Origin of the sequence: Mesorhizobium sp. M7A.F.Ca.US.006.04.2.1 (assembly GCF_004022915.1) — a bacterium.
GTDB classification, from domain to species: Bacteria; Pseudomonadota; Alphaproteobacteria; order Rhizobiales; family Rhizobiaceae; genus Mesorhizobium; species Mesorhizobium ciceri.
This window is the reverse complement of sequence record NZ_RZQA01000129.1, coordinates 1-10,098: the sequence shown is the minus strand read 5'-3', so window position 1 is coordinate 10,098 and position 10,098 is coordinate 1. Positions and strand designations below refer to the sequence as shown.

At 61.8% G+C, this 10,098-nt stretch carries 10 protein-coding genes and 1 pseudogene; 5 read left to right on the top strand and 6 right to left on the bottom strand.

What is annotated here, in order from left to right; all coding sequences use genetic code 11:
* On the bottom strand, window positions 1-256 hold a 256-nt coding region (locus EN925_RS40125; protein WP_206632813.1), incomplete at its 3' end, for a hypothetical protein.
* 214 nt (window positions 257-470) lie between these two features.
* Here EN925_RS40125 and EN925_RS09785 point away from each other — a divergent pair.
* Genes EN925_RS09785 through EN925_RS09765 form a run of 5 tightly spaced genes read left to right on the top strand, consistent with a single transcriptional unit; the run spans window position 471 to window position 6,016 of the window.
* Window positions 471-1,142 (top strand): molecular chaperone TorD family protein, encoded by a 672-nt coding sequence (locus EN925_RS09785; RefSeq protein WP_127367123.1) that lies wholly within the window; start codon window positions 471-473, stop codon window positions 1,140-1,142.
* Between the two features lie 43 nt (window positions 1,143-1,185).
* On the top strand, window positions 1,186-1,395 hold the full coding sequence (locus tag EN925_RS09780; protein ID WP_127367122.1) for a formate dehydrogenase: 210 nt from the start codon (window positions 1,186-1,188) through the stop codon (window positions 1,393-1,395).
* A gap of 7 nt (window positions 1,396-1,402) precedes the next feature.
* On the top strand, window positions 1,403-4,324 hold the full coding sequence (locus tag EN925_RS09775) for a formate dehydrogenase subunit alpha (protein WP_127388302.1): 2,922 nt from the start codon (window positions 1,403-1,405) through the stop codon (window positions 4,322-4,324).
* Window positions 4,325-4,340: 16 nt separating this feature from the next.
* The gene (fdh3B, locus tag EN925_RS09770; protein WP_127368576.1) at window positions 4,341-4,937 is read left to right on the top strand and encodes a formate dehydrogenase FDH3 subunit beta; all 597 of its coding nucleotides are present in this window, start codon (window positions 4,341-4,343) and stop codon (window positions 4,935-4,937) included.
* Between the two features lie 56 nt (window positions 4,938-4,993).
* Window positions 4,994-6,016 carry a formate dehydrogenase subunit gamma gene (locus tag EN925_RS09765; protein WP_064994233.1) on the top strand — a complete coding sequence of 341 codons (1,023 nt, stop codon included), beginning with the start codon at window positions 4,994-4,996 and terminating at the stop codon, window positions 6,014-6,016.
* A gap of 49 nt (window positions 6,017-6,065) precedes the next feature.
* On the opposite strand, the gene EN925_RS09760 is transcribed toward EN925_RS09765, so the two are convergent.
* From EN925_RS09760 to EN925_RS09740, 5 genes and pseudogenes are all read right to left on the bottom strand, one after another.
* Window positions 6,066-6,260, bottom strand: coding sequence for a hypothetical protein (locus EN925_RS09760; RefSeq protein WP_064994232.1), 195 nt, complete (start codon window positions 6,258-6,260; stop codon window positions 6,066-6,068).
* Between the two features lie 55 nt (window positions 6,261-6,315).
* Complete coding sequence (locus tag EN925_RS09755; protein ID WP_206524286.1) at window positions 6,316-6,990, bottom strand: hypothetical protein; 675 nt, start codon at window positions 6,988-6,990, stop codon at window positions 6,316-6,318.
* A gap of 276 nt (window positions 6,991-7,266) precedes the next feature.
* Window positions 7,267-8,306 (bottom strand): annotated as a pseudogene (locus EN925_RS09750) (diguanylate cyclase).
* A 646-nt stretch (window positions 8,307-8,952) separates the two neighbouring features.
* Window positions 8,953-9,651, bottom strand: a complete 699-nt coding sequence (locus EN925_RS09745; protein ID WP_064995205.1) for an ABC transporter ATP-binding protein — start codon at window positions 9,649-9,651, stop codon at window positions 8,953-8,955.
* A partial coding sequence (locus tag EN925_RS09740) for an ATP-binding cassette domain-containing protein (RefSeq protein WP_128336489.1) occupies window positions 9,648-10,098 on the bottom strand: 451 nt, incomplete at its 5' end. The genes EN925_RS09745 and EN925_RS09740, both read right to left, overlap by 4 nt.

Genomic DNA, 10,098 nt, shown 5'->3' with positions numbered 1-10,098 from the left:
ACCCATCGAAGCGAATGAGCGGGAAACAGCCGCAATTCCCCGGCCTTGGCCCGCCCAGGCGCCCGGCGAAGCGCACGCCCAATGGCCGGAGAATACGCCACCAGTTGGCGAAGCTGATACCGATGCGCCAGAAGCCCAGACCGTCGAGCCTACCGAGGTGAGGTCGCCAGTTGACGGAGCAGGTGAGATAGAGGCGGCGGACGCGGGCCCTGTCTCTCCGCCCTCGCGTACCGAGGTCCTCTCCCGGCCGCGCCACGGCAGAGCGATCCCGCGCTGACGCCGGGACCTGCTGCACCCGTAGCGCAGAGCCACGATAGCTCACCCAATCAGGGGCCCACGATCAAGGTCACACGACCAACACCGACTTGCTACTAGACCAGCCGCACGAATTCGTCAGACTGCTGTTGCAATCGTTCGGGGTGGGGCTACAATCGCTGACCTAATCTCGGAAGCACGGTCAAGGTCACACGATGAACCCGGACTTGCCCCTGGACCAGGCGTATGGATCGTCGGATGGAGCGGATGCTTCAATCATCGATTTCGATGGCGCTGATCTTGACGATATCGATCAAGCCCGCGCCGACGAATATGCCCTCTTCGCGTTGCTATTGCTCAAGCCACCCGATAGCGGCTTCCTGACCCGGCTTGCCCGCCTGCAAGACAGCAGCGACACGCCGCTCGGTCGCGCTCACGCTGCCTTGGGCCGGGCAGCGGCCTGCACCTGCGCGGATGATATCAATCGCGAATATTTCGAACTTTTCATCGGCGTGGGACGCGGAGAGCTTCTTCCCTACGCTTCCTACTATCTCACGGGCTTTCTCAACGAACGGCCACTCGCCCGCCTGCGCCAGGACATGATGCGCCTGGGCATGGAGCGAGCCGCCGGCCACTGCGACCCGGAGGATCATCTCGGAACGCTCTGCGAGATCATGAGCGGCTTTGCCAGCAATCATTTCGAGGTGGCGGCCGGCGAAGAGCAGGCTTTCTTCGAACGGCACCTCGCGCCATGGGCCGGACGTTTCTTTGGCGATCTGGAAAGCGCAAAAACGGCGAAATTCTACCGATCGGTCGGGGTGGCCGGTCGAACCTTTATCGACATCGAAACTGAAGCCTTTGCCATGGAGACGCGGCGAAGCGCATAGGAAATGCAAGCGGGCCGGATGCCCCTGACAGATGGAGGTTGCAATGCAGGAGGAGCGATCGACGGGACTGAGCCGGCGCAGCTTCCTCCGGGCGTTCGGCGGCGCCTCCACCACCGCCGTTGCGGCGGCGGCACTGGCTCCGCGCGAAGCGCAAGCCTATGACCCCGGTGAAGACGAGATGCGGGCCCGCTACCGGGAAACCGATCACATCAAGGCCTATTACCGCGTGAACCGCTACCCTGAAAAGAAGTGAGGCCGCCATGCTGACGAAGCGCAAAAGCGGACAGGCAAGCCGCACAAGACTGCAAAGCCTCCTTGCTGGCACGGATTCGGCTCCATTCGACCGACGGACATTCCTCCGCCGCTCCGGCCTCGCAGTTGGCGGAATAGCCGCGCTCAGCTCGTTTCAGTTCGGCACGGTAAGCAAAGCCGCGGCGATCAGCCCGCCGCAGCCGGGAGTGCCGACCGAGTTGAAGAAAAGTGTCTGCACACATTGCGCTGTCGGCTGCACGGTCACGGCGGAAGTCCAGAACGGCGTGTGGACCGGACAGGAGCCATCGTGGGACAGCCCCATCAATCGAGGCTCGCATTGCGCCAAAGGCGCAAGCGTGCGCGAGCTGGTACATAGCGACCGCCGCCTGAAATACCCCGTGAGGCTTTCCGGCGGCAAGTGGGAGCGCATCTCCTGGGATGACGCCATCAATGGGATCGGCGACAAGCTTCTCGACATTCGTGAGAAGTCCGGACCGGAGTCGGCCTACTGGATGGGATCGGCGAAGTTCTCCAACGAGGGGACTTACCTCTTCCGCAAGCTTGCGGCCCTGTGGGGAACCAATAACCAGGACCACCAGGCGAGGATCTGCCATTCGACGACGGTTTCGGGCGTGGCCAATACCTGGGGCTACGGCGCGATGACCAATTCCTTCAACGACATCCGCAATTCCAAGACGCTCATAGTGCTGGGCGGGAACCCTGCCGAAGCACATCCAGTCGCCATGCAGCATCTGCTCGAAGGCAAGGAACTCAACAAGTCCAACTTCATCGTGATGGATCCGCGGTTCACCCGTACGGCCGCGCATGCCACCGAGTTTGCTCGCATTCGGTCTGGCACCGACATCGCGGTGCTGTGGGGCTTGCTCTGGCACATTTTCGAGAATGGTTGGGAGGACAAGGAATTCATAGCCCAGCGCGTTTACGGGATGGACGAAGTCCGCAAGGAGGTGGGGAAATATCCGCCCGACGAGGTCGAGCGCATCACTGGTGTGCCTGGCGAGCAGATGAAGCGCATCGCCGAGATGTTCGCCACGCAAAAGCCATCGACGATAATCTGGTGCATGGGGCAGACCCACCACACGACCGGAACAGCCAACGTGCGCGCCAGCTGCATCTTGTGCCTCGCCACGGGCAATGTTGGCAAGCCGGGCACCGGCGCCAACATCTTCCGTGGACATGACAACGTGCAGGGCGCGACCGACATTGGATTGGATGTGGTGACCCTGCCCTTTTACTATGGCCTGACGGAGGGCGCCTGGAAGCATTGGTCGCGAGTCTGGCAAATTCCATACGACGACCTTCTGCGCCGGTTCGACTCCAAGGAGGCGATGGAGACACCCGGCATCCCGCTGACCCGATGGTTCGATGGGGTCGTGCTCCCCAAGGAGGACATTCAGCAGCGTGACAGACTGCGGGCGATGTTCGTCCAGGGCCACGCCAGCAACAGCATCACACGCATACCGGAATCAATGAAGGGCCTGGCCGGCCTCGAACTGCTCGTCGTTGCCGATCCGCACCCGACGACCTGGGCATCGCTGGCAGTTCAGGCCGGGCGCAAGGAAAACGTCTATCTGCTGCCGGTCTGTACGCAATTCGAGACTTCCGGCTCGCGCGTCGCCTCCAACCGATCTCTGCAGTGGGGCGAGCAGATCGTCAAGCCAAGCTTCGAGCAGAAGGACGACTATCAGGTCATCTACCTGCTCGCGAAGAAGCTCGGCCTTGCCGACTGGATGTTCAAGAACATCGCGGTCGAGGGTGACCGGCCGCAACCGGAGGACGTACTGCGTGAGATGAACCGCGGAAGCTGGTCGACCGGCTACTGCGGTCAATCGCCGGAGCGCCTCAAGGCGCATATGAAAAACCAGCACAAGTTTGATCTTGTGACGCTACGCGCGCCGAAGGACGATCCGGAGGTCGGCGGCGACTATTACGGCCTGCCCTGGCCATGCTGGGGCAAGCCGGAAATACGCCATCCTGGCACGGCCAACCTTTACAGCACCGACCTGCATGTAATGGATGGCGGCAGTCCCTTCCGGGCCCGTTTCGGTGTGGAGCGTAACGGCGAGACGCTTCTTGCCGAAGGCTCCTACACGCAAGGCTCGGAACTGACCGACGGCTATCCGGAATTCACGATGGCGGTGCTGCAAAAGCTCGGCTGGGACAAGGACTTGAGTGCGGAGGAACTCAAAGTCATCCAGACGATCGGCGATGATATGGGTGACATCGGCAAGGTCTCGTGGTCGACCGACCTGTCGGGCGGCATCCAGCGCGTCGTGCTCAGCCACGGCTGTCACCCCTACGGAAACGGAAAGGCCAGGGCTGTCGCCTGGAACTTGCCCGACCCGGTGCCGATCCATCGTGAGCCGATCTATACCCCCAGGGTGGACCTAGTCGCAAAATATCCGACCTATCCTGACGCCAAGCAGTTCCGTTTGCCGAATATCGGCTTCAGCGTTCAGAAGGCGGCGGTGGACAAGGGCGTCGCGAAATCCTTCCCGATCATCCTGACGACCGGTCGCCTGGTCGAATATGAAGGCGGCGGCGAGGAAACCCGCTCAAACCGGTGGTTGGCCGAGTTGCAGCAGGAGATGTTCGTCGAAATCAATCCCGCGGACGCAGCCGCCCGCGGCATTGGCGACGGCGTCTGGGTGTGGGTGACCGGCGCGGAGAACGATTCCAAAGCGCGGGTGAAGGCTTTGGTGACCGAGCGTGTTGGCAAGGGAGTAGCGTTCATGCCTTTCCACTTCGGCGGCTGGTTCCAGGGTGAGACCCTGCGGGCCAACTACCCCGAAGGCGCCGATCCCTATGTGCTCGGTGAAAGCGCAAACAGCATCACCACCTACGGCTATGACCCGGTAACGGGCATGCAGGAGCCGAAAGTCACGTTGTGCCAGATCGCGATGGCGTAACAGGGAGGTGCGGAAAATGGCCAGGATGAAGTTCCTCTGCGACGCCGATCGCTGCATTGAGTGCAACGCTTGCGTCACCGCCTGCAAGAACGAGCACGATGTGCCTTGGGGCATTAACCGCCGCCGCGTCGTCACGATCCATGACGGCAAGCCCGGCGAGCGCTCCGTCTCGATGGCCTGCATGCATTGCACCGACGCCCCGTGCGCGGCGGTGTGCCCCGTCGCATGCTTCTATACGACTGCCGACGCGGTGGTGCTGCACTCTAAGGATTTGTGCATCGGCTGTGGCTATTGCTTCTACGCCTGTCCGTTCGGCGCGCCGCAATACCCGCGCGTCGGCAATTTCGGATCGCGCGGCAAGATGGACAAGTGCACGTTCTGCGCGGCCGGTCCGGAGCCGGACTCGACCGAGGCCGAATATGCAAAATATGGCGCCAACCGGCTGGCCGAAGGCAAGCTGCCGCTTTGCGCCGAGATGTGCTCGACCAAGTCGCTGCTGGCCGGCGACGGCGAGATCATCGCTGCGATCTACAAGGAACGCGTGACGAAGCGCGGCTACGGCTCCGGTGCGTGGGGGTGGCAGACGGCCTATCGGGAGACAATTGAGGTATAGTTCATCGCGGTGCCGATTGGTTCGCGCAGACAAACAAGCTCAGGAGGACCGAGCAAATGCGTATCTCGAGCCTTGGTCGACTGATTTCCCCGGCGGCCGCCGCACTCATTCTGGCTCTCGGCCTGCTTGTTGTTCCGGCCAGGGCGCAGGACGCCGGTTCAGGAAACAACCCGACCGCCCAGGCTGTCAGCGAGCGGCAACTTCTCGATGAACTCAACAAAATCCGGGGCCGCGTCACCATACCGGACGGCAAGGCCGCCACGCTGCAGCAGCCGCAGGGCCGCGACTACCAGGGCTTCCATGAGCGCGTGCTGCCCTGGATCGGCGGCATTGCGATCCTCGGCATGCTGGTCGTGCTGGCGCTGTTCTATTTCGTCAGAGGCCGCATCCGCGTCGCGGCGGGTGAATCAGGCGTCAGGATCCTGCGCTTCAACGCCATCGAACGGCTTGCCCATTGGACGACTGCCACAGCGTTCATCATCCTGGCCGTTACCGGCTTGAATCTCGTATTCGGCAAACGCCTGCTGATGCCGCTGATCGGACCGGACGCGTTCTCGGCATGGTCGTTTTGGGCGAAATACGCGCATGACTTCGTCGCCTGGGCATTCATGCTGGGCGTACTTGTCATGCTGGTCGCCTGGGTCTGGGACAACCTGCCCGACCGCTACGATGCCAACTGGCTGAAGGTCGGCGGCGGATTCTTCGACAAGTCGAACCGGACGCACCCGCCGGCGGCACGCTTCAACACAGGACAGAAGCTTATCTTCTGGGCGGTCCTGCTGGGCGGAATTGCCTTGTCGGTGTCCGGCATCTACATGCTGTTCCCATTCTCCTTCGCCGATATCAACGGCATGCAGACGGCCCAGTATGTTCATGCGGTCGTAGGCGTCCTCCTGATCGCCGTCATCATCGCCCACATCTATATCGGCACGCTCGGCATGGAAGGCGCCTACGAAGCCATGGTGTCCGGCACAGTGGATCTGAATTGGGCCAAGGAGCACCACAGCGCCTGGGTTGCCAAGCAGCAGGCGAAGACGGGCGATGCTACGCCGGAGACTTCCGCTGAGCCGGCCGAATAGCGTTTCTATCGCTGGTCGACTGCAGCCCAATCGCTCAGGAGGTAGTTGGTCATGATTTGCCGGCGGAGCCGCCGGCGGGATCGCCCGACCAGTTCTGCCCGACGAGATTGTGGCCCGGATCGCCCACCCGGGCACTGTCGGTGCTGAAGACCTGCCAGGAAGGCACCTGCTGTGCGCGCAAAACATAGCCGGCACCAAAGGCAACTAAGACGGTAACGACAATTCCCGTCAAAATCATACGCATCCCGCCTGCTCCTTCATTCTCGAGACGGGCCCGCCAGCCACCGTTCTTGCTCTCGCTATTTCGGCGTGGCCGCCTGCGGCGCTAGACGCTGGGCACCGGCAGCCCCTGTGGGCTCGGCCGGCACAACCGCCTTCTGCTGATATTGCATATCGAGTGCTGCCAATGCAATCAGCGGCGGTGGCATGGCAACGCCGGCAACTCTCATGGCGCGAGCCGTTTTCTGGCACTGGGCGATATCGTTCGCATCGGCGAGTTGCTCTGCCGCTTCGACAGTCAGCACGGATTCCTTGGGCGTGCTGGTCACGTCTGCGGGGGGCAGCGGCGCTGCCCTGCTTTCTTTCTGCGGGGCATTGTGCGCCGATCCGCTGGCTGCGTTGTCCTTGCCTGGCTGGGGAGCGTCGGTTGCCACGCCGTCCTGTCCGGTGATTTTTTGCGCAGAGCCCGTACCACCCTCCGACTTCGCTGGGTCGCCCGATCCGGTCGTGCCCTGCTTAGCTGAAGCCGCATCCGGCTTCTTTGCCGCGCCGGTGGGTGGGGGCGTCTCAGCTGGAGGCGCTTTCATGAAGGCGAGGATCTCGTGACAGAGGTTGACCGGGCCGCCTTGCCCCGACGCAACCACCTGACCGGCAGGCGCCTCAGCGGTCGGTGCGGCTGGCTGAGGCGTCGCGGTCTGTGCCTGGGAGGCCGAAACCGAGAGTGTAAGCATTCCCGCGAGGGCAATTCTTCTCATCGCTAGCTCCTTCCCCTTCGTGTCAGACGGTGCCGCCGGATGCAGTCGGGGCACCACCGTCGCACGCGTGCCAATCCAGACGAAATGTCCAACGCCGCCTTGCGTTCCATTGCTGCCTTCAACTATCAGGTTCCCGCATCGTCAACCCCCGTTATGAGGGCTCGGGCACGGATCGCCGCATTACCGGCGCACCCGGGTCGGCTTATGTCGCCGAGCCGGTCTGCTTCAGCCGCACAAGAACAGCACAACGACTTTCGCCCTGACGTACTTGAGGCATCACCGTGCCGGCTGCACATGTTTTCGCCCGAATGACGCCGATCCGTGGAGCAGCACTCGGTTGCGGCCGGATTGTTTGGCAAGGTAGAGCGCCGCATCCGCGTGACTCTGTAACTGCTCTGGTGAGATGGCCTCGTCAGTCGTCTGAACTGCAACTCCAATGCTGAGTGTGACGCTAGGCGACATGCGGGATGCAGGGTTGGGAAAAGCCGCGGCCTCAACGCTCTGACGAATTCGCTCGGCCACCGCGACGGCCTCTTCCTCGTCCACCCCGGGCAGCAACACCAGGAACTCTTCGCCGCCGTAGCGGGCCACCTGATCGCGGTCGCGCCTCACGTTTTCCTGGATCATTCTGGCGACCTCGACCAGACAGCGATCGCCCTGGGCATGGCCGAGGTGGTCGTTCAGCTTCTTGTCGTCGATGTCGCACATCAGCATGGCGGCACCGCCGTGGCATTTCCGGCCACCGTCCCATAGACGGTCAAGCGTTTCCGTCATCCAGCGCCGGTTGGCTATGCCAGTGAGCGGATCAGTCCTCGCCAAAAGTTTCAGCCGATCATTCGCTTCCGCCAGTTCGGCGACCCTGCGCCGGTCGCGAAGCTCAAACAGGAAGGTCTTCTGAGCGAGAATTGTCATGCTGCGCCGCGCGGCGACCGTTGCGAAGATGCCGCTGGTGAAAACAACGTCGCAGCCACGGCGCTGCCAAATTCGATGCCCGGGTTGTGTAGTTGAAAAACGAGATAGAGACCGAGCGCCAAGGCGGCAATAGTCACCGTCCAGGCCAGCGGAACCCCGAAGATGATGATGGCTGTGATGGCCACGAACAGCATGATGTTCAAGTGCCGTTCGTAGAACTCGCCACCAGCGCTTACGCCGACCAACGCAACCGACAACAAAATGAGGAAGAAGCCCGCGATCAGCGAAGCCCCTTGTAGCCACGGCGCCCGCGGCTTTCGCCAGATAAGAACGACGGCCACAGCGACGGGCGGAATGATGGCGCCAGGCAGGAGCATGGATAGCGCAGTTGCCCTTGGGAGCATCACCATGTTGAGCGCGAGTGTCAGCACGTCCAACAAAGCCACCCAGACCATCCAGGCTCGGATGATCTTTGTCTGCGACCAGACACGCGCTCGAAACAGGCGGTAGATCTCGCCCGTCAGCCGGATATCGCGCGTGCGGCTCGCCAGTAGTCGGTCGACTTCTGCAGTTATGGCCAGGACTATCCTGCACGTCTAGGTGCATCCGTTCTGTCAAATATCGGCCCTTACAACTGGTTTCTCCTGAATGTTCCGCCCGAGCCATCCGCTCCTCGGGATGGACAAGAATGCCAAGCTATCCTGAAGATTTGATTTCCAGAGGTACCGACTTGCGAATTCCGCTGTGATCCCTGCAAGCGTTTACGGCTCCATCATGGCTCGCGGCCTGCTGCCAAGCCGCGCCCACTGACGAGACCGTGCCCCGATCAGTGTCTCTTCGAGCAAAGGCGTACGGAGCGCATGAGAATGTCTTGGACTGCCCCTCCACTATCAAGTCGGGGTCGAAATCCAAAAGCCACCGTCTGCTGGCGGCTCAAGGCACTTGCCTAACTCCTAGCTATCTTTCCGATCGTGATAGCCACAATCTCACGAATTCTCTGGCGGGGATGACACTGTCGATGAAGGTGGTGGGATTGTCCACGGGCTGGACCTAGACGCCAAGATGGTGTTGCAGCAGCCCCGCCTGGATCTTGAGTTCGGCGGCCGGGCCTTCGTGGGCGATATGGCCATTGTTGATGATATAAACGCGGCTCGCGAGCGCCAGCGTCGCTGCGATGTTCTGTTCCACCAGCACAATTGTCTGCCCTGCCTGGACCAGCTCGCGGCAGGCGCGCACCAAGTCGTACACAATGACTGGAGCAAGTCCTTCGAAGGGTTCATCAAGCAGGAGGATCTTTGGGTTGCGCACCAATGCACGCGCTATAGCCAGCATCTGCTGTTCGCCACCTGACAAATCCGTACCACGGCTGGCGCGTCGTTCCTTCAGCCGGGGGAACATCGTGTAAATGCGTTCCAGCGGCCACCGGTCATCCGCAGTCAACCCGGCCAGAATGATGTTTTCCTCGACGCTCAGGCTGCCGAAGATGCGTCGATTCTCGTGCACGAGTTGCATGCCTTCCCGAGCGATGCTGTGCGCCTTCCTGCCAACCAGTTCGACCCCGTCTAGTTCAACCGAGCCGGTCCGCGGCGTCACGACCCCCATCAGGCTCTTCAGCGTCGTCGACTTGCCAGCGCCGTTGCGGCCCAGGAGCGCCACGACCTCATTCTTCTCGACCCTCAATGTGACGTCGAACAGAATGTGACTGTCACCATAATAGCTGTTTAATGCTCTCACATCGAGCAGGCTCATGCCACCTCTCCATGTACACCGCCAAGGTAGGCTTCCTGCACCTTTGCGTTGGCCTTGATCTCACTGGGCGTGCCTTCGGCCAGCACCCTGCCCTCCTGCAGGACGGTGATTTTCTCGACCAGCTCGAAGAGCGAATCCATATCGTGGTCGATGATGATCATCGTGCGTGCACGCGCGATTGACTTGAGCAGCGCCACGGTCTCGACGCGCTCGCGCGGGCTCATGCCGGCAAGCGGTTCGTCAAGCAGGAGCAGGCTCGGCGACGTCGCCAGTGCAAGACCGATTTCCAGCCGCCGCTTCTCGCCATAAGCCAGTTCCGAAACTGGCCGATCGAGCCGCGCCGTAAGGTTCACCAGCGCCGCCGTTCGCTCGACCTGCTCGCTGAGACTGGGAACGCTGTGGATACTCTTGAACAGATCAAGCCGGAACTTTCCACGCGCCTCGCCC

Bases quoted from the DNA above. Each gene is read 5' to 3' on its own strand.
- EN925_RS09775 (WP_127388302.1), top strand. From the start codon at position 1,403: ATGCTGACGAAGCGCAAAAGCGGACAGGCAAGCCGCACAAGACTGCAA.
- fdh3B (WP_127368576.1), top strand. From the start codon at position 4,341: ATGGCCAGGATGAAGTTCCTCTGCGACGCCGATCGCTGCATTGAGTGC.
- EN925_RS09785 (WP_127367123.1), top strand. From the start codon at position 471: ATGAACCCGGACTTGCCCCTGGACCAGGCGTATGGATCGTCGGATGGA.
- EN925_RS09760 (WP_064994232.1), bottom strand. From the start codon at position 6,260: ATGCGTATGATTTTGACGGGAATTGTCGTTACCGTCTTAGTTGCCTTT.
- EN925_RS09780 (WP_127367122.1), top strand. From the start codon at position 1,186: ATGCAGGAGGAGCGATCGACGGGACTGAGCCGGCGCAGCTTCCTCCGG.
- EN925_RS09755 (WP_206524286.1), bottom strand. From the start codon at position 6,990: ATGAGAAGAATTGCCCTCGCGGGAATGCTTACACTCTCGGTTTCGGCC.
- EN925_RS09745 (WP_064995205.1), bottom strand. From the start codon at position 9,651: ATGAGCCTGCTCGATGTGAGAGCATTAAACAGCTATTATGGTGACAGT.
- EN925_RS09765 (WP_064994233.1), top strand. From the start codon at position 4,994: ATGCGTATCTCGAGCCTTGGTCGACTGATTTCCCCGGCGGCCGCCGCA.